The sequence below is a fragment of the Marinobacter sp. C1S70 genome (assembly GCF_000475355.1).
In the GTDB taxonomy this organism is placed as follows: Bacteria; Pseudomonadota; Gammaproteobacteria; order Pseudomonadales; family Oleiphilaceae; genus Marinobacter; species Marinobacter nauticus.
In genome coordinates this window covers 16,492-42,637 of sequence record NZ_AXBW01000040.1, presented here as the reverse complement: position 1 = coordinate 42,637, position 26,146 = coordinate 16,492, and the positions used below count along the sequence as shown (strand labels likewise).

Genomic DNA, 26,146 nt, shown 5'->3' with positions numbered 1-26,146 from the left:
GGCGTTATTCTCGTATACGCTGGCGCGTTAACGGAACTTGCGTAGTCGCTGTATGAGAGACGATGTGTCCCAGCGTCGTCCGCCCATGGATTGCACATCCGCGTAGAACTGGTCTACCAGTGCGGTAACCGGCAGCGATGCATTCACTTTTCTCGCTTCCTCCAGGCAGATTCCCAGATCCTTTCGCATCCAGTCAACCGCGAACCCGTGATCGAACTCACCGTCAATCATGGTTCCCGAACGGTTTTCCATCTGCCAGGACTGGGCCGCACCTTTGGAAATCACATCTACCACTTTGCGTACATCCAGCTCTGCCTGTTCGGCAAAGTGCAGCGCCTCTGAAAGCCCCTGAACCAACCCGGCAATTGCAATCTGGTTAACCATCTTGGTTTTCTGCCCGCTGCCCGCCGGGCCCATCAGGTTGAGCGCACGAGCGTAGTGCGCCATGACCGGCCTGGCTTTTTCGAACGCCTGCTCGGCGCCGCCACACATGATGGTGAGTGCGCCATTCTGGGCGCCTTGCTGACCACCCGAAACCGGCGCATCGATAAAAGCCTGTTTGCGGGCGCCAGCGGACTCGGCCAGGCGTTCGGCAATCCCCGCAGATGCCGTCGTGTGGTCAATCAGGATGGCGCCCTCTGGAGCGTTTGCGATGATTCCCTCGTCGCCTTCAAATACTTCGATCAGATCTTTGTCAGCGCCAACACAGGTTATGACAAAATCTGCGTCTCTAACAGCGAGCGCGATCGAATCACAGGCGGCGCCTGAATGTTCTGACGCCCATTGTGTTGCCTTCTCGCCAGACCGGTTCCAGACACGGACAGAAAGTCCTGCGTTTGCCAAATGCCCCGCCATGGGATAACCCATTACGCCCAGGCCAATAAACGCTACCGTTGTTGTCATTGATTTACTCCAGTCGGTGAGTGTCAGTGTGCTTTGATTATGAAATCGAGCCGAAAGGATTGAAACCCTTTTCGACCGTTCGCGGGGTATCCATTGGTCTGGGCTCACAGAATGCTCAATGCAGGCATGACGCCAATCACAGACCGGTAAACTATCTGCCTATTTCAGGCGCATACGATAGCAGGCGCTTCCAGGCCTTCTTATACTTAGCAGGCTAGCCGCATGGATGCTTACAGGCCGTGAGAAACCAGTTTTTGGGTCTCCCGGTGCTTCTTATCCTTGTTGTTCAGCGAATGGGGGAGGCCGTGATGCCGCCTGTAGTTTATTCGTGAGGGAAGTAAATGAATCTGGTATACAAACATGAAAAACCGTTGCTGCTGGTGACGGCGGTGCTTGCTGTGGCCATCTGGCTGGCTCTGATACTGGGGACGCTCGGTATTGTATTGCTGTATCTGTTGGTGGGGTACGTGTTCTTTCTCTTTGCCCATTCGGCTTTCATCTCACACCTGAAGGGGTCTGGGGTGCGAATCAGTCGCGAGCAATATCCGGATCTCTATGACCGGCTTATTCGTTGTTGCGAAAAGGTTGGGGTAAAGGAGGTGCCGGAAGCCTACCTCCTGCGGACGGACTTTTTCAATGCACTTGCGACCAAGTTTCTTGGACGGCATTTTGTTGTGCTGTTCACTGATGTTGTTGATGCGTTGGAAGAGCGCCCGGACGCTATTGATTTCTACATCGGTCATGAGTTGGGTCATATTCACCGGCGCCATCTTTCCTGGGGGCCGGTGCTGGCACCCGCTGCCTGGCTGCCTGTAATCGGGCCGGCGTTGCGGCGTGCCGAAGAATACACGTGTGATCGCTACGGTGTAGCCTGCTGTCAGTCACCGGAGGACATCAAGGCAGCGCTGGCAGCAATCGCTGCTGGCGATACCCGCTGGCAAACCATCAACGTGGACGCATTTGTAGGGCAAGTGGCTGTGACCAACGGCTTCTGGATGTCCTTCAACGAAATAACGGGAGACTACCCCTGGCTCACCAAGCGGATGGCAGCGGCCATTGCCCTGTCGGAAGGGCGTGAAGTATCTCACCCGGGGCGGAGCGAGTTAGCCTGGTTTTTCGCTCTGTTCGTCCCGAGGCTCGGGGTTGGGGGAGGGGCTGCGTCCTTGCTCGTGATGGTTGCCATTGTCGGCATACTGGCCGCTGTTGCGATTCCTCAGTATCAGGAATACGTAGAGAGAAGTCGTTATCAGGATGCTTACCTGGAAGGTTTGGGGGTTACGGATTCTGTCGATTCCTATGTCAGTGAACACCAGGCCTGGCCGAGCTCGATGGCGGAGCTTGGTTATGGCGGTACCTTCGGGGGCTCTGGCGAAAACTATACTATCGATGTCTATGACGGTGGTGTGATCGGCATTGAGATGGGGGTTGATGAAACCGGAGAGTCGGAATACATCGTTCTGGAGCCGGAGGTCACCGATAGCGGGTTATTCTGGAGTTGCTATGGTCAGAACGCTGTTGAAAAACTACTGCCGGCGGACTGTCGTTAGCATGGTGAAAGACTGACCGGGAAATGAAAAAAAGCCGCTGAAGTCAGCGGCTTTTTTCTGGTTGAAGGCAAGTGGTGTGCTTACTTCTTCGGGTAGTCCCGCTTCGGCGAGCCGGTGTACAGCTGGCGCGGGCGGCCGATACGGTTGGCACCGCTGACCATTTCGTTCCAGTGGGAGAACCAGCCGATGGTACGGGACATGGCGAAGATAACGGTAAACATGGAGGTCGGAATACCGATGGCCTTCAGGATGATGCCGGAGTAGAAGTCGACGTTCGGATACAGCTGGCGCTGAACGAAGTACTCGTCTTCCAGGGCGATCTTTTCCAGGCGCTGGGCAATTTTCAGCAGCGGATCGTTTTCCAGGCCGAGTTCGCTCAATACTTCGTGGGCAGTCTGAGCCATGACTTTGGCGCGTGGATCGAAGTTCTTGTAAACCCGGTGGCCGAAGCCCATCAGGCGGAACGGATCGTCCTTGTCTTTTGCCTTGGCAATGAACTTCTCGATGTTGGACTCGTCGCCGATCTCGGCCAGCATGTCCAGTACCGCTTCGTTCGCGCCGCCGTGAGCCGGGCCCCAGAGTGCGGCAATGCCGGACGCAATACAGGCGTATGGGTTGGCGCCGGTAGAGCCTGCAAGGCGAACGGTGGAGGTGGACGCGTTCTGTTCGTGGTCAGCGTGCAGAATGAAGATCTTGTCCATGGCGTTGGCCAGAACAGGATTTGGCTTGTACTCTTCGCACGGAGTGCCAAACATCATGTGCAGGAAGTTCTCTGCGTAGGACAGGTCGTTCCGTGGATACATGAAAGGCTGTCCCATGGAATACTTGTAGCACCATGCCGCAATGGTCGGCATTTTCGCGATCAGGCGATGGCCGGTGATTTCACGTTGCTTGGGATCGGAAACGTCCATCTGGTCGTGATAGAACGCAGACAGCGCGCCCACAACGCCACACATGATGGCCATTGGATGCGCGTCACGGCGGAAGCCGTTGAAGAAGTTGCGCATCTGGTCGTGCAGCATGGTGTGGTTTTTGATGGTGTCGTGGAACCGCTTGTTTTCTTCTTCGCTGGGCAGTTCGCCGTTCAGCAGCAGGTAGCAGACTTCCAGGAAGTCGGAGTGCTCGGCCAGCTGGTCAATGGGGTAGCCGCGGTGCAGCAACACACCGTTGGCGCCATCGATGTATGTGATGGCCGATTCGCAGGCTGCGGTGGATACAAATCCGGGGTCGTAAGTGAAAACGCCTTCCTGTACCAGGCCGCGTACGTCAATAACGTCAGGGCCGACGGTGCCGGAATAAACCGGTAGCTCAATGGACTTATCTCCCACCGAGAGCGTGGCTTTCCTGTCGGTCATGGTGCTCTCCTGTCTGATTAGCTATAACAGCTTTTCTGCATGTGTAGATGCGCCAGAAAGCGCGTATTATCGCAAAACTGGCGGCAAAATATAGGGCGTCAGCTTTTTTTGTCAATGCACTGGCGGAGAAAACGGCAAATTTCTTCCCGTTTGTAAATGAGGGATATCCGGAATATCGGGCCCCTGGGGCGGAAATTGGTTTTGTCAATAAGCCTTATAGATGGGTGGAGGCTGCAAGCTGCAAGGCCTGGAGGGCGATTGCAAGTTTGTAATTACCGGGGTGTCTCCTTATAATCCGTAGCCCGGAATCGGGGATGCACCGGCTTATGGGCTTGAGTATAGCAAGCTACCGGGTAGTCATCCGCCCTCCTGAACCAATCGGTTATCGGTATCGTACCGATTCTCCGGTCCCAACATACCAACCATCCGCCACCGTTTTGCGGTCCCGCGGAACCAAGAGAGAGTGTGAGAGCGCTGTGAATAGCAAACGACCAGTAAATCTCGATCTCGGCAAGTTTCATTTCCCGCTGCCAGCCATTACTTCGATCCTGCATCGCATCAGCGGCATCATCATCTTCGTAGGTGTTGCCTTCCTGATGTACGGCTTGGATCTCTCCCTTTCCGGAGAAGATGGCTTTAACCGGGTGAATGAGCTGCTGGACAGCTTCCTGGCGAAGCTGATCATCTGGGGCATCCTGTCTGCTCTGCTGTACCACCTGGTTGCAGGTATCAAACACCTGTTGATGGACGCTGGTATTGGCGAAGAGCTTGAAAGCGGGCGCCTCGCCGCGAAAGCCACGATTGCGGTTTCCGTTGTTCTCATCGTTCTGGCAGGAGTCTGGGTATGGGCATGAACAGTGTAACGAATATTGGTCGTAACGGTATTCAGGACTGGATCATCCAGCGCGTAACAGCCTACGTATTAGCTCTGTACACGCTGTTCCTGCTTGGCTTCTTTGTGACCACCGATGTTGACTACCAGGCGTGGTCTGCATTGTTTGCTCAGGGATGGTTCAAGATCTTCAGTCTGCTTGCGCTGCTGTCCATTGCCGGGCACGCGTGGGTTGGCTTGTGGACAGTTTCTACCGACTACATCAAATCCGCGATGCCGCGTTTTCTGCTTCAGGCAGCCTGTGTGCTCGTAATGTTTGTATATGTCGTGTGGGGCATTCAGATTCTTTGGGGGCTTTAATCGATGGCTAACATCAAGACCATGTCGTTCGACGCGATTGTTATCGGTGGTGGCGGTGCCGGTATGCGAGCCGCCCTCCAGCTGACCGAATCCGGTCTCGATACCGCGTGTATCACGAAAGTATTTCCGACCCGTTCGCACACGGTATCCGCCCAGGGCGGTATTACCTGTGCGATCGCAAGCGCTGATCCCAACGACGATTGGCGCTGGCACATGTACGACACTGTGAAAGGTTCTGACTACATCGGTGACCAGGACGCGATTGAGTATATGTGCTCCGTCGGTCCGCAGGCAGTGTTCGAGCTCGAGCACATGGGTCTCCCGTTCTCCCGTACCGAGCAGGGTCGTATCTATCAGCGTCCGTTCGGTGGTCAGTCCAAGGACTACGGTAAGGGCGGTCAGGCTGCCCGTACCTGTGCCGCAGCCGACCGTACCGGTCATGCTCTGCTGCACACGCTATACCAGGCTAACCTCAAAGGCGGCACTTCGTTCCTGAACGAGTGGTACGCCGTGGACCTGGTCAAGAACAGTAAAGACGAAGTGGTCGGTGTTGTCGGTATCGAAATTGAGACCGGTGAAGTCTGCTACATCAAGGCCAAGGCGACCGTTCTGGCAACCGGTGGCGCCGGTCGTATCTATGCGTCAACCACCAATGCCCTGATCAACACCGGTGACGGTATCGGTATGGCCCTGCGTGCCGGCTTCCCGGTTCAGGACATGGAAATGTGGCAGTTCCACCCGACCGGTATCCACGGTGCCGGTGTGCTGGTAACTGAGGGTTGCCGGGGTGAGGGTGGTTACCTGATCAACTCCGAAGGTGAGCGTTTCATGGAGCGTTATGCTCCGAACGCCAAAGATCTCGCTGGTCGTGACGTTGTTGCCCGCTCCATGGTTCTGGAAATTCTGGAAGGCCGCGGCTGTGGTCCCGACAAGGATCACGTACTGCTGAAGCTGGATCACCTGGGCGAAGAAACCCTGAACCTGCGTCTGCCGGGTATCTGTGAGCTGTCCCGTACCTTTGCTCACGTTGATCCGGTCAAAGAGCCCGTGCCTGTGGTTCCGACCTGTCACTACATGATGGGCGGCATTCCGACCAACGTTGGTGGTCAGGCGTTGACTCAGGATGAAAACGGCAATGACAAGCCGATTCCGGGCCTGTTTGCCTGCGGTGAAGCCGCTTGTGTGTCTGTACACGGTGCCAACCGTCTGGGTGGCAACTCTCTGCTGGATCTGGTGGTCTTTGGTCGTGCGGCTGGTCTGCACATTGAGGAGCAGCTGCGTGGTGGTTTCGAGGTCGACGGCGCAAGCGACGAAGACATCAAGCGTGCCATGGCTCGTCTGGAGCGTCTGGACAGTGCAAGTGAGGGTGAGGATGTGGCTCAGGTTCGTAAAGACCTGCAGAACTGCATGCAGCTCTACTTCGGCGTGTTCCGTGACGGCGAAAGCATGGAGAAGGGGCTGAAGCTGCTGGAAGAAATCGGTGAGCGGGTTCGCAAGACCAAGCTGACTGATACCAGCAAGGCATTCAACACCGCCCGTATCGAAGCGCTGGAACTGGACAACCTGTACGAAGTTGCCTATGCGACCGCCAAGTCTGCGATTGAGCGTAAAGAAAGTCGCGGTGCCCATGCCCGTAACGATTTCACCGAGCGTGACGACGAGAACTGGCTGAAGCACTCCATGTACTTCCCGCTGGACAAGCGCGTTGGCAAGCGTGACGTGAACTTTGCACCGAAAACGGTTCCGACCTTCGAGCCGAAGATCCGGACCTACTAAGGGGGTATCCTGAAAATGTTGGTAAGTCTGTACCGTTATAACCCGGAAACTGACAACGCCCCTTACATGCAGGACGTTGAGATTGAGTTGCCGGAAGGCAAAGATCTGATGGTTCTGGATGTTTTGGCGCTGGCCAAGGAAAAGGACCCGACTGTCGCATTTCGCCGTTCCTGTCGTGAGGGCGTTTGCGGCTCAGATGGTATGAACATGAATGGCAAGAACGGCCTGGCTTGCATCACACCGGTTTCCGATGTGGTCAAGAACAACAAGCTGGTTTTGCGCCCGCTGCCTGGTCTTCCGGTCATTCGTGATCTGGTGGTTGATATGGGTCTGTTCTACAAGCAGTACGAAAAAGTGATGCCGTACCTTGTGAATGACAACCCTGCGCCAGCCATCGAGCGTCTGCAGTCTCCGGAAGATCGTGAGAAGCTGGACGGCCTGTACGAGTGTATTCTCTGTGCCTGCTGCTCTACCGCTTGCCCGTCTTTCTGGTGGAATCCGGACAAGTTCATCGGTCCGTCTGGTCTGTTGCAAGCTTATCGCTTCCTGGCCGACAGCCGTGATACCGCCCAGGCAGAGCGTTTGGCGAACCTGGACGATCCGTTCAGCGTGTTCCGCTGCCGTGGCATCATGAACTGTGTCAGTGTGTGTCCGAAGGGCCTGAACCCCACAAAGGCAATTGGCCATATCCGGAACCTGTTGCTGCAAAGAGCCACCTGACCGGCAAAATTCGTAGCACCAGCTATACTGGTGTTCTGACACCAGTTAGTACCCCTGAAGGCCTCGCTATATGCGGGGCCTTCAACCAAAGGCTTATAGTCAAAAGTCTTACCGGGGTGCAAACTTATGCACGCTGTTTCGGTGCGCTTATCCAGTCACCGGACAGTATTGCTGAGTATAAAAATCACTGGGGACGGAAAACATCCTTGCCGGGTGTGGTGGCCAAAGTCATGCCGTAATAACCCGTATTGACTGAGAATTACCCCTGGCCGACCATACTGGCTCCCCCGCACCAGCCCAAGGTGAGCTATTCAAAATGCACGAAAGCATCATGGAGCAGTTATGGCAGACTTCCCACCTGCAGGGTGGCAATCTTGCCTATGTTGAACAGCTTTTTGAAACCTACCTGACAGACCCCAACGCAGTTCCAGAAGAGTGGCGGAGTTACTTCGACAAACTCCCGAGCGTCGATGGCTATCAGGGCCGCGACATCGTTCACTCCACCATCCGCGAGCAGTTTGAGCACATCTCCCGCAATCAGCGTTTTCTGGCGACCAATGGCGTGCCTGCCAGTGCTACGTCCGACGCTGATAAAAAGCAGATCCGTGTTCTGCAGCTGATCAACGCTTTTCGTTTCCGCGGTCACCAGGAAGCAAAGCTTGATCCTCTGGGTGTCTGGCAACGTCCTCAGGTAGAAGATCTGGACCCGCGATTCCACGAATTGGGCGAATCCGATCTTGATCTGGAGTTCCAGACCGGCTCTCTGAACTTTGGTTCCGAGAGCATGAAACTCGGCGATATTGTTCAGGGCCTGCGCCAGACTTACTGCGAGAGCATCGGCGCTGAATACATGCATGTGGTAGACACGCGCATCAAGCGTTGGTTCCAGCAACGTATGGAGCCTGTTCGTTCCCGTCCGGAATACGAGACCGAAACCCGCAAGCATATCCTTGAGCGCCTGACGGCTGCTGAAGGGCTGGAAAAATACCTGGGTTCCCGTTATCCGGGCGTCAAGCGTTTTGGTCTCGAGGGCGGTGAAAGTCTGATCCCCTGCCTGGACGAGCTGATTCAGCGTGCGGGCTCCTATGGTGCCAAAGAGATCGTGCTGGGCATGGCCCACCGCGGTCGACTGAACGTGCTGGTCAACACCCTGGGCAAAAATCCGAAAGAACTGTTTGATGAATTCGAGGGCAAGAAGCTCGCGGATTCCGGCTCCGGCGACGTGAAATACCACCAGGGCTTCTCCTCAAACGTGATGACGCCAGGTGGCGAGGTTCACCTGGCCATGGCCTTCAACCCGTCTCACCTGGAAATCGTATCCCCGGTAGTGGAAGGCTCGGTACGCGCCCGTCAGGACCGTCGTGGCGATACCGATGGCAGTACCGTGGTACCCATTGTGATGCACGGCGACGCTGCGTTTGCCGGGCAGGGCGTAGTGATGGAAACCTTCCAGATGTCCCAGACCCGGGGCTTTGGTGTTGGCGGTACCATCCACATCGTGATCAACAACCAGGTTGGCTTCACCACCAGCAAACAGGAAGATGCTCGTTCCACCGAGTATTGCACCGACGTTGCCAAGATGGTTCAGGCGCCGATTCTGCATGTGAACGCCGACGATCCTGAAGCGGTGATGTTCGCCACCCAGATGGCGATGGACTACCGCAACGAATTCAAGCGCGATGTGGTGATTGATCTGGTTTGCTACCGTCGTCGTGGCCACAACGAGGCGGATGAGCCGGCAGCGACCCAGCCGCTGATGTACGACAAGATCCGCAAGCTGAAGACCACTCGTGCGATCTACGCGGATCAGCTGGTTGAAGCCGGTGTGATCACCGAAGATGAAGCCAAGCAGATGGAGACTGATTACCGGGACGCCCTGGACAAGGGTGATCACGTGGTCAAGTCCCTGGTTAAAGAGCCTAACAAAGAGCTTTACGTGGACTGGGCTCCGTATCTGGGCCATGAGTGGACAGCGAAGTGCAAGACCAGCGTTGCGCTGAAAACCGTCCAGAAACTGGGCAAGAAGCTGACTGAAGTGCCGGAAGGGTTCAGCATACAGCGCCAGGTTTCCAAGATTGTTAATGATCGCGAGAAGATGACGGCTGGCGCGCTGTCCCTGAACTGGGGCTACGGCGAAATGATGGCCTATGCCACTTTGCTGAACGAAGGCCACCCGATCCGCCTGACTGGTCAGGACGTGGGCCGGGGCACCTTCTCGCACCGTCATGCTGTTCTGCATAACCAGAAAGATGGGTCTACTCATATTTCCCTGCAGAATCTGAAAGACGATCAGCCGAAGTTCGATATCTATGACTCACTGCTGTCTGAAGAAGCGGTGATGGCGTTTGAATACGGTTATTCCACCACGACGCCGAACGCGCTGATTGTCTGGGAAGCCCAGTTTGGTGACTTCGCCAACGGTGCCCAGGTGGTGATTGATCAGTTCCTGACCAGTGGTGAGCATAAGTGGGGTCGACTGTGTGGCCTGACACTGCTGCTGCCACACGGTTATGAAGGGCAGGGGCCGGAACACAGTTCCGCCCGTCTGGAGCGTTTCCTGCAGCTGTGTGCCGAACACAATATTCAGGTCTGTGTGCCGACTACACCGTCTCAGGTATTCCACATGTTGCGTCGGCAGGTGAAGCGTCCGTTGCGCAAGCCGTTGGTTGCCATTACGCCCAAGAGCCTGCTGCGCCATAAGGAAGCCATTTCGGGTCTGGACGACCTGACATCCGGTACATTCCAGACAATTCTGCCGGAGAAAGAGCCGTCCGATCCGAAAAAAGTGACTCGCCTGATCCTCTGCAGTGGCAAGGTCTACTATGATCTTCTGGAGAAGAAGAAGGCGGATGAGCGGGACGATGTCGCGATTGTTCGTATCGAACAATTGTACCCGTTCCCGAGCGATGACCTGGACGAACTGCTGAGCCAGTACAGCAAGCTCAAGCATGTGGTCTGGTGTCAGGAAGAGCCGATGAACCAGGGAGCCTGGTATTGCAGTCAGCATCACATGCGGAACGCACTGCAGCGCCTGAATCCCAAGCTATATCTCCAGTATGCCGGTCGTGAGGCTTCTGCTGCTCCTGCCTGTGGACACATGTCTGTTCACATTGAAGAGCAGAAGAAACTGGTTAACGACGCGTTTGAAATCTGACGAGCTACCGAACTAAGGATCCGTAATGTCAACAGAGATTAAAGCCCCCGTTTTCCCTGAGTCGGTTGCCGAAGGCACCGTCGCGACCTGGCACAAGCAGCCGGGTGAGGCCTGTTCCCGTGACGAGCTGATTGTCGATATCGAAACCGACAAGGTTGTGCTCGAAGTGGTTGCGCCGGCGGATGGTGTGATCGAAGAAGTTCTCAAGAACGAAGGCGACACCGTGGAAAGCGGTGAGGTGATCGGCAAGTTCAAAGAAGGCGCGGCAGGTGAATCCAAGCCAGCCGAGAGCAAGTCCGAAGCGAAAGCCGAAGCACCGAAAGCCGAAGAGAAATCCGAAGCTGCTTCCGGTGATGCCATTCTAAGCCCGGCTGCCCGCAAGCTGGCCGAAGAAAACAACGTTGACCCGAGCGCGGTAAAGGGCACCGGTAAAGACGGCCGTGTTACCAAGGAAGACGTTCAGAACTACGTGGACAGCAACAAATCTTCCGGTGGAGCGGCTGCCTCCAAGCCGGCAGCGATGCCTGAGGTGAACGTTGCCCAGGGCGAGCGCGCCGAGAAGCGGGTTCCGATGACCCGCCTGCGTGCCAGCATCGCCAAGCGTCTGGTTGATGCCCAGCAGACAGCAGCCATGCTGACCACCTTTAACGAGGTGAACATGGCGCCGATCATGGAACTGCGCAAGCAGTACCAGGACAGCTTCGTGAAGCGCCACGGCATCAAGCTGGGCTTCATGTCGTTTTTCACCAAAGCGGCTACCGAAGCTTTGAAGCGCTTCCCGGCAGTAAACGCCTCCATTGATGGCAACGACATGGTGTACCACGGTTACCAGGACGTAGGTGTGGCGGTATCCACCGACCGTGGCCTGGTGGTACCGGTTCTGCGTGACACCGACGCTATGGGTCTGGCCGACATCGAGAAGAAGATCGTCGAGTACGGTACCAAGGCGAAGGAAGGCAAACTGGCCATTGAAGATATGACCGGTGGCACCTTCACCATCACCAACGGTGGTATTTTCGGGTCTCTGATTTCCACGCCGATCCTGAATCCGCCCCAGACTGCCATTCTGGGTATGCACAAGATCCAGGAGCGCCCGATGGCGGTAAATGGCAAGGTTGAGATTCTGCCGATGATGTACCTGGCGCTGTCATACGATCACCGTATGATCGATGGCAAGGAAGCGGTGCAGTTCCTGGTGGCCATCAAGGAAATGCTGGAAGACCCGGCACGTATCCTGCTGGATGTGTAATCTGACACTCAACGAATTCGATAACAGGAAAGATTATGTCCGATAAGTTCGACGTTATTGTCATTGGTGCAGGCCCCGGTGGTTACGTTGCTGCCATTAAAGCCGCTCAGTTGGGTCTTAAGACCGCCTGTGTTGAGTCCTGGACTGGTAAAGACGGCAAGAGCCAGGTGCTCGGTGGCACCTGTCTGAACGTAGGCTGTATCCCGTCCAAGGCCCTGCTGGAAGTGACTCACAAGTTTGAGGAAACCAGCCACGATTACGATTCCATGGGCATCCTGGCCAAGGACGTGAAAATCGACGTTGCCAAGATGATGGAGCGCAAGGCTGGTATCGTTAAGCAGCTGACCGGTGGCATTGCTGGCCTGTTCAAGGCCAATGGCGTCACCTCGATCCACGGCCACGGCAAGCTGTTGGCCGGTCGTAAGGTGGAAGTCACCGACAAGGATGGCAAAACCAAGACCTACGAAGCCGACAACGTGATCATCGCCACCGGTTCCCGGCCGATCGAGATTCCGCCGGCGCCGTTCGACGGTGAGTACATCGTCGATTCCGAGGGTGCGCTGGAGTTTACCGAAGTTCCCAAGCGTCTTGGTGTGATCGGTGCCGGTGTTATTGGCCTTGAGCTGGGTAGCGTCTGGGCCCGCCTGGGTTCAGAAGTAACCGTGATCGAAGCGCAGGACAGTTTCCTGCCGGCGGTTGACCAGCAGTGTGCCAAGGATGCGTTGAAGCAGTTCCAGAAGCAGGGCCTGAACATCGTGATGGGCGCCCGCATGACTGGCGCGGAAGTCAAGCGCAAGCTGGTTAACGTCAGCTACGAAGACTCCAAGGGTAAGCAAGACGCCAAGTTTGACAAGCTGATCGTGGCTGTTGGCCGTCGTCCGTACACCGATGGTGCACTGGCTGAAGACTCCGGCGTGACCATGGATGAGCGGGGCTTTATTTTCGTAGACGACAACTGCAAGACCGAAGCACCGGGTGTCTGGGCCATCGGTGATGTGGTTCGTGGTCCAATGCTGGCCCACAAAGCGTCTGAAGAGGGCGTGATGGTTGCTGAGCGTATTGCCGGGCATAAGCCTCAGGTCAATTACGACTGCATCCCGAATGTCATCTACACCTTCCCTGAGGTTGCCTGGGTCGGCAAGACCGAAGAGCAGCTGAAAGCTGAAGGCGAAGAATACAACGTCGGAACCTTCCCGTTTGCGGCGAATGGTCGTGCCATGGCAGCCAATGCGGCTTCCGGTATGGTCAAGATCATCGCAGATGCGAAGACCGACCGTATTCTTGGCTTCCACGTGGTGGGTCCGCAGGCGTCTGAAATCGTTGCCCAGGGCGTGATCGCCATGGAATTCGGTTCCAGTGCAGAAGATCTGGCTCTGACCTGTTTCGCGCACCCGACTCTGTCCGAGTCTGTGCACGAAGCGGCCCTGGCCGTTGCTGGCGGTGCGATTCACGTCGCCAACCGTCGCAAGAAGAAGTAACGCATTGTCGGAATACGGGGCGCCAACTGGGGCGCCCCGCTGCCATCATAACGGCGGCTTTTCGCATGCGTGACCGGCAGGCCGAGGCGATCCCTGGCCTGCCAGAACGAATTCGTTCCAGCTGCACCAATGGCGGTGCACTGACGGGTTCATTTCCGTACGTGGTTATCCTCCATCAATAGACGGGACATTAACTATGAATTTGCACGAATATCAGGGCAAGCAGCTGTTCGCTGAGTACGGCCTGCCCGTATCCAAAGGCATTGCCTGCGATACTCCCAAGGAAGCCGTAGCAGCGGCAGACGAAATCGGCGGTGACGGCTGGGTAGTGAAAGCCCAGGTTCACGCCGGTGGTCGCGGCAAGGCCGGCGGTGTAAAGCTGGTCAAGAGCAAAGAAGAGATCCGTGAATTCGCCGAAAAGTGGCTGGGTAAGAACCTGGTTACCTACCAGACCGACGAAAACGGCCAGCCAGTCAGCAAGATTCTGGTTGAATCCCTCACCGACATCGATCAGGAACTTTACCTGGGCGCTGTGGTAGACCGTGGTTCCCGTCGTATCGTTTTCATGGCCTCCACTGAAGGTGGCGTGGAAATCGAGAAGGTTGCCGAAGAAACTCCGGAAAAGATCCTGAAAGCCGAAATCGATCCGCTGGTCGGCGCGCAGCCGTACCAGGGTCGTGAACTGGCATTCAAGCTTGGCCTGGAAGGCAAGCAGATCGGTCAGTTCACCAAGATTTTCCTGGGCCTGGCCAAACTGTTTGAAGAGTGCGACCTGGCTCTGGTTGAGATCAACCCGCTGGTGATCACCCCGGCTGGTGACCTGCACTGCCTCGACGCCAAAGTAGGTGTAGACGGCAACGCACTGTACCGTCAGAAGAAAATCCACGAGATGCACGATCCCTCCCAGGAAGACTCCCGGGAAGCGGAAGCGGCCAAGTGGGAGCTCAACTATGTTGCGCTGGAAGGCAACATCGGCTGCATGGTTAACGGTGCTGGCCTGGCCATGGGCACCATGGACATCATCAAGCTGTCCGGTGGCCAGCCTGCCAACTTCCTGGACGTAGGCGGCGGCGCAACCAAAGAGCGCGTATCCGAAGCGTTCAAGATCATCCTGTCTGACGACGCGGTACAGGCCGTTCTGGTTAACATCTTCGGTGGTATTGTTCGCTGCGACATGATCGCAGAGGGCATCATCGGTGCGGTTAAAGAAGTCGGCGTTAAAGTGCCTGTTGTGGTTCGTCTGGAAGGCAACAACGCGGAGCTGGGTACCAAGGTACTCGCCGAAAGTGGCCTGAACATCATCGCCGCCACCAGCCTGGCGGACGCCGCAGAGCAAGTCGTTAAAGCCGCAGGGGGTAAATAATGAGCATCCTGATCAACAAAGACACCAAGGTTATCTGCCAGGGCTTTACCGGCGCACAGGGTACCTTCCACTCTGAGCAGGCCATTGCCTATGGCACCAAGATGGTAGGTGGTGTCAGCCCCGGTAAGGGCGGCACTGAGCATCTGGGTCTGCCGGTGTTCAACACCGTACGTGAAGCGGTAGAAAAGACCGGCGCTGAAGCGACCGTCATCTACGTTCCGGCTCCGTTCTGTAAAGACGCCATCATCGAAGCGGCCGACGCCGGTATTCAGCTGATCGTTTGTATCACTGAAGGTATTCCGACCATCGACATGCTGTACGCCAAAGAATACGTTGATCGTAAAGGCGTTCGCATGATCGGCCCGAACTGCCCGGGCGTGATCACTCCGGACGAGTGCAAGATCGGCATCATGCCTGGCCATATCCACAAGAAGGGTAAGGTTGGTATCGTGTCCCGTTCCGGCACCCTGACCTATGAAGCGGTCAAGCAGACCACGGACTTCGGCTACGGTCAGTCCACCTGTATCGGTATCGGTGGCGACCCGATTCCTGGCTCCAACTTCATCGACATTCTGAAGCTGCTGCAGGAAGATCCGGAAACCGAAGCCATCGTCATGATTGGTGAGATCGGTGGTACCGCTGAGGAAGAAGCGGCTGCGTTCATCAAAGAGAACGTCACCAAGCCGGTGGTTTCCTACATTGCCGGTGTCACTGCACCTCCGGGCAAGCGTATGGGCCATGCTGGCGCCATCATCTCTGGTGGTAAGGGTACGGCGGACGAGAAGTTTGCCGCCCTGGAAGACGCCGGTGTTAAAACCGTGCGCAGCCTGGCCGAAATCGGCAAGGCCCTGAAGGAAGTGACTGGCTGGTAAAGCAGCCCTGAGCTTCACCAAAACCCCCGGATTCGCGAGAATTCCGGGGGTTTTGCGTTATAGGGCTCCGGTTTTGTGCCGCATTGCTTAACGCCGGCGAGTGTAAAGACTATAATGCCCGGTCAGCCTGATTTCAGCGGCCGGTTTAGGCGCTGATCTCCGGCGCTCTATAAACAGAAAGAAGGAGTTCGTGCTTTGAGTTCTGTCGATTCCCAGCAAAGAGTGTTGTCCGGCATGCGTCCGACCGGCAAGCTGCACCTCGGCCACTACCATGGTGTGCTGAAAAACTGGGTCAAGCTCCAGCACGAGTATGAGTGCTTCTTCTTTGTGGCGGACTGGCACGCCCTGACCACGCAATACGATGATCCCTCAGGCATTGAGCAAAGCGTATGGGATATGGTCATCGACTGGCTGGCGGCCGGAGTTAATCCGGGCTCGTCCACCATGTTTATCCAGTCCCAGGTTCCGGAACACGCCGAGCTGCACCTGTTGTTGTCTATGATCACGCCCCTGGGCTGGCTGGAACGCATTCCCACCTACAAGGATCAGCAGGAAAAGCTGCGGGAAAAGGATCTGGCCACCTACGGCTTCCTCGGTTACCCGTTGCTCCAGACTGCGGATATCCTGATGTATCGTGCCGGCAAGGTGCCGGTTGGTGCTGATCAGGTATCCCACGTTGAGATTACCCGTGAAATCGCCCGCCGGTTTAACCACATCTATGGTCGCGAGCCCGGTTTTGAAGAGCAGGCCGAGGCCGCTATCGTCAAGATGGGCAAAAAGAACGCGAAACTCTATCGCAACCTGAAAAAACGGTATCAGGAAGAAGGCGATTTTGAGGCGCTTGAGACCGCACGGGCCCTGCTGAAAGAACAGCAGAACATTTCGCTGGGTGACCGCGAGCGGTTATACGGTTTCATTGAAGGCGGAGGCAAGGTGATACTGCCGGAGCCGCAGCCGTTGCTGACGCCGGAATCCAAGATGCCGGGGCTGGACGGACAGAAGATGTCCAAGTCCTACAACAATTACATTGGCTTGCGTGAAGATCCGGACAGTGTTGCGCAAAAGATCCGGACCATGCAAACCGACCCGCAGCGGGTGCGACGGACAGACCCGGGCGAGCCGGAGAAGTGCCCGGTCTGGGGTATGCACAAAGTCTACTCGGACGAGCAGACCTGCCAGTGGGTACAGGAAGGCTGCCGCAGCGCCGGTATTGGCTGCCTGGACTGCAAAAAGCCGCTGATCGATGCCATCATCGAGGAACAGAAGCCGTTGCATGAGCGTGCCCGGGAATACGAGAGCAATCCGGATCTGGTGCATTCCATTCTGCAGGAAGGGCGAGAGCATGCGCGCGATGCCGCACGTGATACCCTGGAAGAAGTCCGTGCAGCGATGGGGCTCAGCTACCGCTGATTCCTGACCGCCAATAACGTCAAAGGCTGGCAAAGGCATGACCGAAGACACCAGGGAGTCGGAAGAAGCGCAGGCAACGACACCGGAACAGGTGCCGCTGGCGCTCGTATCCGGCAAACCCCTGGTGGATATCCCGAAGGATCTTTATATCCCGCCGGATGCCCTCGCGGTTTTTCTGGAGGCCTTTGAGGGGCCGCTGGATTTGCTGCTCTACCTTATTCGCCGCCAGAACATGAATATCCTCGATATTGATGTCAGTGAAATCACACGCCAGTACATGGATTACATTGGTGCGGTGGAAGCGATGCGGTTTGAGCTGGCAGCTGAATATCTGGTGATGGCTGCGACCCTGGCGGAGATTAAATCCCGTATGTTGCTACCCCGCCAGGAGAGTGACGATGAAGACGATATTGACCCCCGGGCAGAGCTGATTCGCCGGCTGCAGCAGTACGAACGCTTCAAGAAGGCTGCGGAGGATATCGATGAAATCCCGCGCATGGAACGGGATACCTATCCGGCTTCCGCTGCTTTACCCAAGCTTCCGTCATCGCAACCCCATCCGGACGTTGATATGAAGGAGCTGTTACTGGCGTTGCAGGGTGTTTTGCAGAGGGCGGATCTGTTTACCAGCCACCATGTCGAGAAAGAGCGGTTATCGACAAGGGAGCGGATGTCCCACATTCTCTCTGTGCTGCAGGGCGACCGGTTCGTAACATTCGAGAGCCTGTTTACCCTTGAAGAGGGCCGGCTTGGCGTGGTGGTGACCTTTCTTGCCACACTGGAACTGGTGAAAGAACAGCTGATTGAAATCGTTCAGGCGGAAGTGCTCGGCCCCATTCATGTCAGGGCGCGGGCGGCAAGCTGAAGGATCGAGTGACACTATGAACGAAGAACATCTGGCCCGTATTCAGGCTATTGCTGAGGCGGCACTGTTGGCGGCCGGCAAGCCGTTGTCTATGGAGCAGCTGCGCGAGCTGTTTGGCGAAGATGAGCGCCCGGCCAGGCAGGTGATGGAGCATGCGCTGATGATGCTGGAGCAATCCTGCGAAGGCCGCGGCTTTGAGCTTCGCAAGGTTGCCAGCGGGTACCGATTGCAGGTCAGGGAAGAGTTTGCGCCATGGGTTGGTCGACTGTATGAGGAAAAGCCCCAGCGTTATTCCCGGGCGCTTCTGGAAACTCTGGCCCTGATTGCCTATCGTCAACCCATCACCCGTGGCGAGATCGAGGATATTCGTGGGGTTACGGTAAGCAGCAATATCATTCGAACACTGCTTGAGCGAGAGTGGGTGCGCGTGGTCGGTCATCGGGATGTCCCTGGGCGGCCTGCCATGTATGCCACCACACGCCAGTTCCTCGATTATTTCAACCTGACCGGTCTGGATGAACTGCCTCCGCTTTCTGAGGTACGTGACCTTGAGGAGATCGGTCGGGAAATAGAGCAGAACATGCAGGGAGAGATCCAATTCGACTCTCCTGATGGTTCCGGTGCCAGTCCGGACTCCGACGCGGAGTCCCAGGCGCCTGAACCGGATCAGACACTTCACTGAAACCCAGGTTTCAGCCCCGTATATCAAGGATATTTACCCTTATGGCGGCAAAAGGCCCCGAAAACAAAACAGCCCGTAGCGATCAGTCTCTAAGTGCAGGTCCGGAGCGGGTGCAGAAGCTGCTTGCTCGCGCCGGCGTTGGCTCCCGGCGGGAAGTGGAAGGCTGGATAGAGGCCGGTCGACTGCTGGTCAATGGTGTTCCGGTTCAGCCTGGCCAGAAGGCTTCCACTTCTGATCGTTTTGAGCTTGATGGCAAGCTGCTGGACGTGAGTTCAGCTGCCGAAGTTGTGCGTCGGGTGCTGATTTACAACAAGCCAGAGGGCGAAGTAACCAGCCGGAAAGACCCGGAAGGGCGGCCCACGGTGTTTGACCGCCTGCCGCGGCTCAAGGACCAGCGCTGGATCTCCATTGGGCGTCTGGATATCAACACTACCGGTCTGGTGTTGTTTACCACCGACGGTGAGTTGGCGAATCGCTTGATGCATCCCTCCAGTCAGATTGACCGGGAATACGCGGTTCGGGTATTCGGTGAAGTGGATGACGCCATGATTGAGCGCCTGAAGGAAGGTGTGCTGCTTGAAGACGGCATGGCCAAGTTTACCGATATCAGCCCGGCGGGTGGCAAAGGTATGAACCAGTGGTTCCACGTAACCTTGCTGGAAGGTCGCAACCGGGAGGTGCGTCGCCTTTGGGAATCTCAGGGCGTTCGGGTGAGCCGTCTCAAGCGGGTACGGTATGGACCGATCTTCCTGCCCAGCCGGTTGACCATGGGCCGTTGGGAAGAGCTGGATCAGAAGGGTGTTGATGCGCTGAGCCGTGCCGTGGGGCTCGGCAGCGTTGCTGTACCCCAGAAAACTCCGGGAGAGCAGGCTGCCCATGATCGCAAGCGCCGCAAGAGTCCTGGTAAATCACTGCAACGGACGCGTAAAGGTGGAAGCTGGCAAGTCGCCGATGGTGCGCCGCCAAAAAAACGGTCTGATTCCCGCGGGAAGCCGTCTGCAGGCAAGGGCAGAAAGCCCGCTCGCTGAGGCTTCTCTTCAGGAAATACTTGCGAATACCCGTGTGCAGTTTCTGCCGGCCGCCTTGGCCCGGTAGAGTGCTTCGTCGGCCCGGGCAAGCCATTGCTCGGGCTGTTCATCCGTCAGGTGCATCGCCACACCGCAACTGGCGGTAACCGTCAGAGGTGTTTCACCGCCGTCCACTCGAATGCTTTCAATGGCAGCCCGAATTCGATCTGCTACGTCACGGGCTTCCTGCTCGTTGGTATGAGGCAGGAGAATGGCAAACTCCTCGCCACCAAAGCGATAGACCGTGTCGGAATTACGCAGGGCCTGCTCAAGCTTTTCTGCGGTGCGAGCGAGAATGTGGTCGCCAACCACGTGGCCGTGGTTGTCGTTAATCAGTTTGAAGTGATCCAGATCGCACAGGATCAGGCTCCAGGGGGCGCCGTGTCTGTCCGCCATGGCGCTGGCGCGCTGGAGCGCCTCATCCAGTGCCCGTTTGTTGCCAATGCCTGTCAGGGAATCCGTCAGTGCGGTCTGTTCGATGGCAATGAACTGGCAGGCATTGCGAATATGGCAGATCGCACCGGAGAGCATCATCTCGATACCCGTCAGTTCCTCTTCGCTGAATCGCTGGCGACGGTGTAACGTCAGAGTGCCATACTGGTGACCTTCCAGAGAGAGACGGTACTCGCAGCGATGGGGGCCACCCATGCCAGTGGAAAAAACGAAGTCCTGACGGGCGATGCGGTGCCTGTAATTGAGTGAGTCGAAAGGCACCATGTCTGTCATCTCCTCCGCCAGAATCGACAGTTGCGCCTCGAGGGAGAGAGTGGTGCTCAGGCGTCTGGCCAGCCGGGCCATGACATCGGAGGTGTTGTTCCAGTCCTGGAACGACTGCTTCAAAGCGGCAAGCCGCGCGGGGCGGGAAGTGTTTGGCCGGATCGATGTCAGGTTTTTCACAGTAGGACGCTCTGCTGGTGACAAAGTGATTTGCTGTACCAATAAGCAGAAAAAATGCCATAAGATAAAAACCCAATAAAAACAATAGAAAAGTGCCTCCTGTTAAAGTCGATTCCATAAACTGGCAGATAATATTTGCCTGGTTGTCAAAATTCCGGCAGCGGGTTGCCGGTTCTGAAGACGTGCAATCGAAATGTCGGACAAAGGGGTGGGGCTGCCAAAAGCCTGTGATAAACTCCTGCGCTTGAATGTACCAAGCGAGCTGTCGATTTATGAGATTTCAGGCACCGGAAAGCCTATCCGAACAGATTGCCCAACATCTGGGGCAGCGCATTGTTGTTCGCGATCTCAAGCCGGGAGAGCGAATTCAGGAGCTCAAGGTCGCCGGCGATCTGAATGTCAGCCGCGGCTCCGTGCGTGAGGCTCTGCTGATTCTGGAGCGGCGTCATCTGGTTGAGATCTATCCCCGGCGCGGGGCGGTGGTGTCGGAGCTGACGATAGACTCGGTGAATGCCCTTTACGATATTTACATCGATCTGCTGTGCATGTTGGCTCGCAAGGTGCTGGAGCGTTGGCCAGGTGAACAGCTCGGCGGCGTGATGGGGCAGGTTAATGAAATGCAGGCGGTTATTGATGCCCTGAACTCGAATGCGCCCGATGCCGCAGAGCGGGTCATTGAAGCGGGGTTCGGGGTCATGCAGTATGCCTACCGTCTGGTTGACAATCCCTTTCTTGAGGAAACCCTCGAAAACTTCCGTCCCGCCATCAGCCGGACCTATTACGTGGCGCTGGATCATTTCCGGAGTGAGATCGCAGAAACCGGTACCTTCTTCCGTCGTCTGGCCGATGCTGCCGTTGAGGGCGATTCCGAGCGTCTGCAACGGGTTATTCAGGACTTTGGCGAGCATCAGCGCCACCAGGTTCTGAGTATTCTCACGGAGGAGACCGCCTGATATGCGGCTGAAGTCCATCAAGCTCGCGGGATTCAAATCCTTCGTTGATCCCACTACGGTGCCTTTCCCTTCCAACATGACCGCGGTGGTGGGCCCTAACGGCTGTGGCAAGTCCAATATTATCGATGCCGTTCGCTGGGTAATGGGTGAAAGTTCCGCGAAGTACCTGCGTGGCGAATCGATGACCGACGTTATCTTCAACGGTTCCAGTGCCCGCAAGCCGGTGGGACAGGCGTCGATTGAACTTGTTTTTGACAACAGTGACGGATCGGCGCCCGGCGAGTTTGTGAAGTTCAACGAGATTTCGGTAAAACGCCGGGTTTCCCGGGAAGGGCAATCCGAGTATTTCCTGAATGGCTCCAAATGCCGTCGTCGTGACATTACCGATCTGTTCCTTGGCACTGGTCTCGGGCCGCGCAGTTACGCCATTATCGAGCAGGGCATGATTTCCCGGCTGATTGAGGCGAAACCTGAGGAATTGCGGGTGTACATCGAGGAAGCTGCGGGCATTTCCAAATACAAGGAACGGAGGCGGGAAACGGAGAACCGTATTCGCCGTACTCAGGAGAACCTGGAGCGGCTGACAGACCTTCGCGAAGAGCTTGGACGTCAACTGCAGCACCTGGAGCGTCAGGCGGCAGCCGCGGAAAAATACAAAGCCTACAAACAGGAAGAGCGCGAAAAGAAAGCCGAGCTAACCGTGTTGCGCTGGAAAGCCCTGGATGACGATCTTCAGACCTGGCGCGGAAAAATCCGCGATACCGAGCTGGAACTTGAGAAGTTCCTGACCGAAAGGGTGAACCTGGAAACTTCGCTGGAATCGCTCCGGGAAGACCACCATGAACGGACCGAGCACTTTAACCGGGCTCAGGCCCGGTACTATGAGGCCGGGGCCGACATTGTCCGTATTGAGCAAAGTCTGGAGCACCAGCGCGAGCGCAGCCGACAGACTGCCGCAGAGCTGGATCAGGCCCTGGCCAACGAGCGCGAATTAGGCCGCGAACTGGAACAGGATGAAGAAAAGCTGGCCACGCTCCGGGAAGAGCTCGACATGATCGAGCCTGAGCAGGAGGCATTGGCGATACGTTCAGAGGAATCGGCCGAGAAGCTCCAGCAGGCAGAAGAGGCCATGAGTGACTGGCAGCACCGCTGGGATGAGTTCAGTACCCGTTCATCGGATGCCCGCCGGCAGGCCGAACTGGCGCAATCCCGAATTCGCTCTCTTGAAGACGCCATCGAACAGCTGAAAACCCGACAACAGAAATTGCGCGATGAGCAGGCGCTGCTGGACGGACAATTGGATCGCTCGGAGCTCGAGCAGCTTCTGGAAGAACAGGAAACCCTGGAACTGAAAAGGGAAGAAACCGCGGAGCGTATTCAGCAACTGCAGGATCAGGTGTATTCGAGCAGACAGGCTTTGCGCGAAGCCGAACAGAGTTCATCTGAATATCGCCAGACGGTACAGAGCCTCAAAGCCACGATGGAGTCCCAGCAGGCACTGCTGGACGAACAAATGGGTGCCGGCGACGATGCCCTGCAATCGTGGCTGGCCGATCAGGGGCTGACCGACGCGCCGCGACTTGCTGCGAAATTGTCGATTGAGGACGGCTGGGAGTTTGCCGTCGAGCAGGTCATTGGCCGCTTCACTCAGGGCCTGACGTTGCCGGAATTCGATCAACTGGCTACAGCGCTGGAATCGGCCCCCAAAGGTTTTGCGGTGGTCAGTGACCGTGCCGTTGCCTCCGAAACCCGTGGCCTGGCGGCCAAGGTGAGTGGTGTTGGGGCGATCAGCCAGCTGCTTTCTTTGGTTCAGGCTGCCGATACCCTTTCTGAAGCCATGGCCAACCGATCTGGTCTGGCGCCTGGCGAGAGCATCATCACCCGGGACGGTGTCTGGCTTTCTCGTGACTGGTTGCTGATGCCTGACTCCGATGCCGCTCAGGTTGGTGTGATTGAGCGTCAGAAAAAGGTAACGGAATTGCAGGCAAAGCTGGCGGAAGCACAAGCCAGGCTGGAGCAGGCAACCGAGCAGCTTGAGCATCTCCAGGAGAAGGCGGAGCGTGCCGAAACCGAACGGGACGAGGCTCAAGCCCGCCACAGCGACGTTGAGCGGGAGCTTGGGGCTCTGGCCTCACGTGCCAGTGGTCTGAAAGCCAGGGCAGAGCAGATTGAAGCCCGGCTGTCCCGGATCAGGGAAGACATTGCGGATGTGGGTCTGGCGTTGGAAGAGCAGCAGGCCAACCTCCAGGAAGCCCGTGAAGAGTGGGATATTGCACTCGCATCCAGCGAGGACAGTGAGGAAGAGAAAGAGCAGTTGCTGGAGCAACGGGATTCTCTGAGGGAAACGCTGGACCGCCTGCGCCAGGAAGCCCGGCATGACCGTGATCACGCTCATCAACTGCAACTACAGTTGCAGACCCTCCAGAGCCAGCGCGACGGACTGCAGCAAACCATCGACCGGATGCAGATGCAGAAAGAGCGCCTGCAAGAGCGGCTGGATGTACTCAGGGAATCCCGCGAAAGTGCCGAGGAGCCTATTGAGGATCTCCAGTTGCAACTTGAAGGGTTGCTGGAACGACGACTGGCCGAAGAAGAAAAGCTTAGTGCCGCCCGGGATGCCCTGGAAGAGATTGATCGACAGGTTCGTGATCGCGAACAGGGGCGGAGCCGAACCGAGCATCAGGTTCAGGAAATCCGGGCTCGGCTGGAAAAACTGAAGATGGAATCCCAGGCCCTGGAAATTCGCTCCGGCAACCATATTGAGCAGCTCAAGGAACTCGACGTTAAACTCCAGGAAGTGCTCGAACAGCTGCCAGAGGATGCTGAAGAAAAGGTCTGGGCCGAAGAGCTGGAGAAAATCGGTAACCGTATCCAGCGTCTGGGAGCAATTAACCTCGCGGCCATTGAAGAGTATCAGGTACAAAGCGAGCGAAAGACCTACCTGGACGAGCAGCACAACGACCTGATGGAAGCGCTGGAAACCCTGGACAATGCTATCCGGAAAATTGACCGGGAAACCCGGCAGCGCTTCAAAGAGACGTTTGATCAGGTGAATGGCGGCCTGCAGGCCCTTTTCCCGAAAGTATTCGGTGGTGGCAATGCCTATCTCGAGTTGACCGGGGAAGACTTGCTGGAGACTGGCGTGGCCATCATGGCGAGGCCGCCGGGCAAGAAGAACAGCACCATCCACCTGTTGTCGGGGGGTGAGAAGGCGCTGACAGCCATCGCGCTTGTGTTCTCGATTTTCCAGCTCAATCCCGCTCCGTTCTGTATGCTGGACGAAGTGGACGCGCCGCTGGACGACGCCAACGTGGGTCGCTACGCGAATATGGTTAAGGAGATGTCGAAACAGGTTCAGTTCATCTACATTACCCATAACAAAATCGCCATGGAGATGGCGGATCAGTTAATGGGGGTCACCATGCACGAACCCGGCTGCTCGCGCCTGGTATCTGTTGATGTGGATGAGGCCGCCGCGCTGGCTGAGGCCTGATAGGCGCAGTGGTTGGTGAAATGCTCGCCAACCATGACAATAACGCCATCTGGGCCCGGTGTGCGTTGTATTCATTACGGGCTTTTCTTAGAGTAGCAACGTTCCAAACTGCAAACAGGACAGCAGCATTATGTCACTTAGGGAATGGTTAATTGCCATAGGTACCCTGGTTATTATTGGAATTGTGATTGACGGTGTGCGCCGTATGCGGCGTGCCCGGAAGGAATCCATGGCCATTTCGTCCGGTATGGGGGCCGACGAACTCAAGGACTCCCCGCTGGATGATGATTTCAACCCGGAATTGCCAAACGGTGGTGCTCGCACGGTTTCCCGCTCGACACTGGAAGACCGGGGCTATCTGAAACGCGATATGTCCGCGCCCGTAAGTGCTGATCAAGAAGACGATGTAACCCCGGAATCCGGCTGGAGCGCCCGGGACGACGATGAGGATGACGGCATCCTGAGCCCTCCCAGGGTCGTGAAACCGGAAACAGAAGAATCCGAGCCCGTTGAGCCCGAGGCGGTCAGCACTCCGGCACCGGAGGTGGATAGACCGAAAACCAGGCCCTCCCGTCCTGAAAAGGCCAAAGCCGTACCAGAACCCAGAGCGGAAGAACCGCCGGTGGTTACCACCGAGGTTGAGGAAGATACTGCCAGGCGAACGCCCAACAAGCCGCGCAAGAATCAGCCCCTGGCCGGAGCCAATCGCCCCGAGGCCAGGGAAGTGCTGGTGATCAACGTGTTGGCCCGCAGCGGCGAGCAGTTCCAGGGCAGTAAGCTCAAGAGCCTGTTTGAGGCCTGCGGCCTGGAGCATGGCGATATGGACATTTACCACCGCCATGAATCCGAGGACACTACCACGCCTGTGCAATTCAGTGTCGCCAATGCCGTGGAGCCGGGTACCTTCCGCCCGCAGGACATGGCCGGCCTCAGCACCCCTGGTATCAGTTTCTTCATGAGCCTGCCGGGGCCCACCAATGCGTTGCAGGCCTTCGAATTTATGCTTGAAACTGCCCAGTGCGTAGTCCGAAACCTTGGTGGCGAACTGAAAGATGAGCGCCGAAGCGTAATGACGCCGCAAACCATTGAGCACTGTCGCCAGCGCATTCGTGAGTTTGAACGCAAACAACGCTCCCAGCGAGCCTAGCAGCCCGTCCGGACCCCAGACCC

The 26,146-nt window shown here is 56.7% G+C and carries 21 protein-coding genes; 18 read left to right on the top strand and 3 right to left on the bottom strand.

What is annotated here, in order from left to right; genetic code table 11:
• Positions 1 to 27 precede the first annotated feature (27 nt).
• Entirely contained in the window at positions 28 to 903 is an 876-nt protein-coding gene (locus Q669_RS12245; RefSeq protein ID WP_011784656.1) for an NAD(P)-dependent oxidoreductase, read from the bottom strand.
• Positions 904 to 1,244: 341 nt separating this feature from the next.
• Here Q669_RS12245 and Q669_RS12240 point away from each other — a divergent pair, with 341 nt between their 5' ends.
• Positions 1,245 to 2,450, top strand: a complete 1,206-nt coding sequence (locus tag Q669_RS12240; RefSeq protein ID WP_022992472.1) for a M48 family metalloprotease — start codon at positions 1,245 to 1,247, stop codon at positions 2,448 to 2,450.
• A gap of 80 nt (positions 2,451 to 2,530) precedes the next feature.
• Here the strand turns inward: Q669_RS12240 and gltA are convergent, their stop codons facing one another.
• The gene (gltA, locus tag Q669_RS12235; protein WP_011784657.1) at positions 2,531 to 3,805 is read right to left on the bottom strand and encodes a citrate synthase; all 1,275 of its coding nucleotides are present in this window, start codon (positions 3,803 to 3,805) and stop codon (positions 2,531 to 2,533) included.
• Positions 3,806 to 3,852: 47 nt separating this feature from the next.
• Between gltA and Q669_RS19535 the strand changes: the two genes are divergently transcribed.
• The 14 genes from Q669_RS19535 (at position 3,853) to rluB (ending at position 19,594) form a co-directional block, all read left to right on the top strand.
• On the top strand, positions 3,853 to 4,077 hold the full coding sequence (locus Q669_RS19535) for a hypothetical protein (protein ID WP_014421719.1): 225 nt from the start codon (positions 3,853 to 3,855) through the stop codon (positions 4,075 to 4,077).
• A gap of 204 nt (positions 4,078 to 4,281) precedes the next feature.
• Complete coding sequence (gene sdhC / locus Q669_RS12230; RefSeq protein ID WP_011784658.1) at positions 4,282 to 4,659, top strand: succinate dehydrogenase, cytochrome b556 subunit; 378 nt, start codon at positions 4,282 to 4,284, stop codon at positions 4,657 to 4,659.
• Positions 4,656 to 4,997 carry a succinate dehydrogenase, hydrophobic membrane anchor protein gene (gene sdhD, locus Q669_RS12225; protein WP_011784659.1) on the top strand — a complete coding sequence of 114 codons (342 nt, stop codon included), beginning with the start codon at positions 4,656 to 4,658 and terminating at the stop codon, positions 4,995 to 4,997. The genes sdhC and sdhD overlap by 4 nt, the downstream gene beginning before the upstream one ends.
• A gap of 3 nt (positions 4,998 to 5,000) precedes the next feature.
• Positions 5,001 to 6,773, top strand: a complete 1,773-nt coding sequence (gene sdhA / locus Q669_RS12220; RefSeq protein ID WP_011784660.1) for a succinate dehydrogenase flavoprotein subunit — start codon at positions 5,001 to 5,003, stop codon at positions 6,771 to 6,773.
• Positions 6,774 to 6,788: 15 nt separating this feature from the next.
• A complete protein-coding gene (locus Q669_RS12215; RefSeq protein ID WP_011784661.1) occupies positions 6,789 to 7,493 on the top strand; it encodes a succinate dehydrogenase iron-sulfur subunit in 705 nt (234 codons plus the stop codon).
• Positions 7,494 to 7,809: 316 nt separating this feature from the next.
• On the top strand, positions 7,810 to 10,647 hold the full coding sequence (locus Q669_RS12210) for a 2-oxoglutarate dehydrogenase E1 component (RefSeq protein WP_011784662.1): 2,838 nt from the start codon (positions 7,810 to 7,812) through the stop codon (positions 10,645 to 10,647).
• A gap of 25 nt (positions 10,648 to 10,672) precedes the next feature.
• Entirely contained in the window at positions 10,673 to 11,896 is a 1,224-nt protein-coding gene (gene odhB, locus Q669_RS12205; RefSeq protein ID WP_014421717.1) for a 2-oxoglutarate dehydrogenase complex dihydrolipoyllysine-residue succinyltransferase, read from the top strand.
• Between the two features lie 35 nt (positions 11,897 to 11,931).
• Entirely contained in the window at positions 11,932 to 13,374 is a 1,443-nt protein-coding gene (gene lpdA, locus Q669_RS12200; protein ID WP_022992470.1) for a dihydrolipoyl dehydrogenase, read from the top strand.
• Between the two features lie 196 nt (positions 13,375 to 13,570).
• Complete coding sequence (sucC, locus tag Q669_RS12195; RefSeq protein WP_011784665.1) at positions 13,571 to 14,737, top strand: ADP-forming succinate--CoA ligase subunit beta; 1,167 nt, start codon at positions 13,571 to 13,573, stop codon at positions 14,735 to 14,737.
• Complete coding sequence (gene sucD / locus Q669_RS12190; protein ID WP_011784666.1) at positions 14,737 to 15,609, top strand: succinate--CoA ligase subunit alpha; 873 nt, start codon at positions 14,737 to 14,739, stop codon at positions 15,607 to 15,609. Before sucC ends, sucD begins: the two co-directional genes overlap by 1 nt.
• 195 nt (positions 15,610 to 15,804) lie before the next feature.
• On the top strand, positions 15,805 to 17,019 hold the full coding sequence (locus Q669_RS12185; protein ID WP_011784667.1) for a tryptophan--tRNA ligase: 1,215 nt from the start codon (positions 15,805 to 15,807) through the stop codon (positions 17,017 to 17,019).
• 37 nt (positions 17,020 to 17,056) lie between these two features.
• Positions 17,057 to 17,884 (top strand): segregation and condensation protein A, encoded by an 828-nt coding sequence (locus Q669_RS12180; RefSeq protein WP_022992468.1) that lies wholly within the window; start codon positions 17,057 to 17,059, stop codon positions 17,882 to 17,884.
• A 16-nt stretch (positions 17,885 to 17,900) separates the two neighbouring features.
• The gene (scpB, locus tag Q669_RS12175; RefSeq protein ID WP_022992467.1) at positions 17,901 to 18,566 is read left to right on the top strand and encodes an SMC-Scp complex subunit ScpB; all 666 of its coding nucleotides are present in this window, start codon (positions 17,901 to 17,903) and stop codon (positions 18,564 to 18,566) included.
• A 41-nt stretch (positions 18,567 to 18,607) separates the two neighbouring features.
• On the top strand, positions 18,608 to 19,594 hold the full coding sequence (gene rluB / locus Q669_RS12170; protein ID WP_022992466.1) for a 23S rRNA pseudouridine(2605) synthase RluB: 987 nt from the start codon (positions 18,608 to 18,610) through the stop codon (positions 19,592 to 19,594).
• A 9-nt stretch (positions 19,595 to 19,603) separates the two neighbouring features.
• On the opposite strand, the gene Q669_RS12165 is transcribed toward rluB, so the two are convergent.
• Entirely contained in the window at positions 19,604 to 20,530 is a 927-nt protein-coding gene (locus Q669_RS12165; RefSeq protein ID WP_022992465.1) for a GGDEF domain-containing protein, read from the bottom strand.
• A gap of 272 nt (positions 20,531 to 20,802) precedes the next feature.
• On the opposite strand from Q669_RS12165, the gene Q669_RS12160 reads away from it, so the two are divergent.
• The 3 genes from Q669_RS12160 to zipA all read left to right on the top strand — a co-directional run bounded on the left by Q669_RS12160 (position 20,803) and on the right by zipA (position 26,123).
• On the top strand, positions 20,803 to 21,483 hold the full coding sequence (locus tag Q669_RS12160; protein WP_022992464.1) for a GntR family transcriptional regulator: 681 nt from the start codon (positions 20,803 to 20,805) through the stop codon (positions 21,481 to 21,483).
• A 1-nt stretch (position 21,484) separates the two neighbouring features.
• The gene (gene smc, locus Q669_RS12155; protein WP_022992463.1) at positions 21,485 to 24,976 is read left to right on the top strand and encodes a chromosome segregation protein SMC; all 3,492 of its coding nucleotides are present in this window, start codon (positions 21,485 to 21,487) and stop codon (positions 24,974 to 24,976) included.
• A 130-nt stretch (positions 24,977 to 25,106) separates the two neighbouring features.
• Entirely contained in the window at positions 25,107 to 26,123 is a 1,017-nt protein-coding gene (gene zipA / locus Q669_RS12150; RefSeq protein WP_022992462.1) for a cell division protein ZipA, read from the top strand.
• Positions 26,124 to 26,146: the final 23 nt, after the last annotated feature.

Excerpts from the sequence above, each read along its gene's own strand:
- scpB (WP_022992467.1), top strand. The coding sequence starts at position 17,901 with ATGAACGAAGAACATCTGGCCCGTATTCAGGCTATTGCTGAGGCGGCA.
- lpdA (WP_022992470.1), top strand. The coding sequence starts at position 11,932 with ATGTCCGATAAGTTCGACGTTATTGTCATTGGTGCAGGCCCCGGTGGT.
- Q669_RS12180 (WP_022992468.1), top strand. The coding sequence starts at position 17,057 with ATGACCGAAGACACCAGGGAGTCGGAAGAAGCGCAGGCAACGACACCG.
- Q669_RS12240 (WP_022992472.1), top strand. The coding sequence starts at position 1,245 with ATGAATCTGGTATACAAACATGAAAAACCGTTGCTGCTGGTGACGGCG.
- Q669_RS12210 (WP_011784662.1), top strand. The coding sequence starts at position 7,810 with ATGCACGAAAGCATCATGGAGCAGTTATGGCAGACTTCCCACCTGCAG.
- sucC (WP_011784665.1), top strand. The coding sequence starts at position 13,571 with ATGAATTTGCACGAATATCAGGGCAAGCAGCTGTTCGCTGAGTACGGC.
- rluB (WP_022992466.1), top strand. The coding sequence starts at position 18,608 with ATGGCGGCAAAAGGCCCCGAAAACAAAACAGCCCGTAGCGATCAGTCT.
- Q669_RS12215 (WP_011784661.1), top strand. The coding sequence starts at position 6,789 with ATGTTGGTAAGTCTGTACCGTTATAACCCGGAAACTGACAACGCCCCT.
- gltA (WP_011784657.1), bottom strand. The coding sequence starts at position 3,805 with ATGACCGACAGGAAAGCCACGCTCTCGGTGGGAGATAAGTCCATTGAG.
- sdhA (WP_011784660.1), top strand. The coding sequence starts at position 5,001 with ATGGCTAACATCAAGACCATGTCGTTCGACGCGATTGTTATCGGTGGT.
- smc (WP_022992463.1), top strand. The coding sequence starts at position 21,485 with ATGCGGCTGAAGTCCATCAAGCTCGCGGGATTCAAATCCTTCGTTGAT.
- Q669_RS12245 (WP_011784656.1), bottom strand. The coding sequence starts at position 903 with ATGACAACAACGGTAGCGTTTATTGGCCTGGGCGTAATGGGTTATCCC.
- Q669_RS12160 (WP_022992464.1), top strand. The coding sequence starts at position 20,803 with ATGAGATTTCAGGCACCGGAAAGCCTATCCGAACAGATTGCCCAACAT.
- Q669_RS19535 (WP_014421719.1), top strand. The coding sequence starts at position 3,853 with ATGCGCCAGAAAGCGCGTATTATCGCAAAACTGGCGGCAAAATATAGG.
- sdhD (WP_011784659.1), top strand. The coding sequence starts at position 4,656 with ATGAACAGTGTAACGAATATTGGTCGTAACGGTATTCAGGACTGGATC.
- zipA (WP_022992462.1), top strand. The coding sequence starts at position 25,107 with ATGTCACTTAGGGAATGGTTAATTGCCATAGGTACCCTGGTTATTATT.
- odhB (WP_014421717.1), top strand. The coding sequence starts at position 10,673 with ATGTCAACAGAGATTAAAGCCCCCGTTTTCCCTGAGTCGGTTGCCGAA.
- sucD (WP_011784666.1), top strand. The coding sequence starts at position 14,737 with ATGAGCATCCTGATCAACAAAGACACCAAGGTTATCTGCCAGGGCTTT.